Raw genomic sequence first — 965 nt, forward strand, 5'->3', positions numbered from 1 at the left:
CAAAGGTGTTCTGTGCAAGCTGCTTGTCCAGTTTTCGTTGAGCGGACGGGTCGATACCGTTCTCAATGGCTTTTCTGGCATCGGCGGCTTTTTCCCTTGCCTCTTTCAGGGATGTTGCGGGATAGGTGCCGAGGGAAATCAGCTTTTCCTTGCCCTGAAAATGGTATTTTAGCCTCCAGCTTTTTGTGCCGCTCGGCATGATGAGCAGGTACAGCCCTTTGGCGTCAAAGAGTTTCTGCTGCTTTTCAGCCGGTTTGGCGGCACGGATTGCGGTATCGGTCAACGACATGGGGTAGTCCTCCTTTTCAGGTTTGTTTACCCCAAGATATACCCCAAAAAATGGGGTATGTCTATGTGTCCAGTGAAATCCATCTGGACGATAAAAAATAAAATTATTCATTAATAACAATATATTTTAGACAAATATGAACGGGATTGTGCTGTATGAGGCTTTGTACATGTCCACGCAACCCCAGACGCCCATGCCCGCACCGGAGGCGTATCCGGCAAGGGTGACGCCCTTGGCGACGCCTTTGGCGTTTTCCGCCACATTTTCGCCGATTTCTCCGAAGGTGACGGCAGCCTGGACAATCTCAGGCATGAGGAGCCATACAGCGGCGACACCGATAACGGCGGCAGTACAGCGCAGCGGGGAAATGGAGAGCTGATGATTGATGAAGTTCATAGAGTCCTCCGTACTCAGCCAATGATGTTGGCGATGTATGTTTGCACGTCACCGCCTACCGTGGCCCCCAGGCCGCGCAGGAAAGTGACAAGGTTGACCGCGAGAATGCCTCCGAACAGATGGACAAGGCCCCGGCTGAGATTCATGCTCTGGTTCGGCGTGTCGCGTATGAGACACAGCCCCCGCGCAATGCCGATGACGCCGATGGAGGCAATGGCGTACACGGCGAACTGGATATAGATGGAACCGGGGGACGAAGGCGGGCTGTAGCTCAGGGCCT

At 53.7% G+C, this 965-nt stretch carries 2 protein-coding genes and 1 pseudogene; all 3 read right to left on the reverse strand.

Annotated elements, in window-relative coordinates; all coding sequences use genetic code 11:
- Positions 1 to 400, reverse strand: a 400-nt coding sequence (locus CZ345_RS05375; RefSeq protein ID WP_338039505.1) for an Arm DNA-binding domain-containing protein, incomplete at its 3' end; no start/stop codon positions are given.
- Positions 401 to 415: 15 nt separating this feature from the next.
- Complete coding sequence (locus tag CZ345_RS05380; RefSeq protein WP_077072170.1) at positions 416 to 685, reverse strand: hypothetical protein; 270 nt, start codon at positions 683 to 685, stop codon at positions 416 to 418.
- A gap of 14 nt (positions 686 to 699) precedes the next feature.
- Positions 700 to 965 (reverse strand): annotated as a pseudogene (locus CZ345_RS17020) (hypothetical protein); the annotation flags it as partial.

Source organism: Mailhella massiliensis, assembly GCF_900155525.1.
In the GTDB taxonomy this organism is placed as follows: Bacteria; Desulfobacterota; Desulfovibrionia; order Desulfovibrionales; family Desulfovibrionaceae; genus Mailhella; species Mailhella massiliensis.

Excerpts from the sequence above, each read along its gene's own strand:
- CZ345_RS05380 (WP_077072170.1), bottom strand. The coding sequence starts at position 685 with ATGAACTTCATCAATCATCAGCTCTCCATTTCCCCGCTGCGCTGTACT.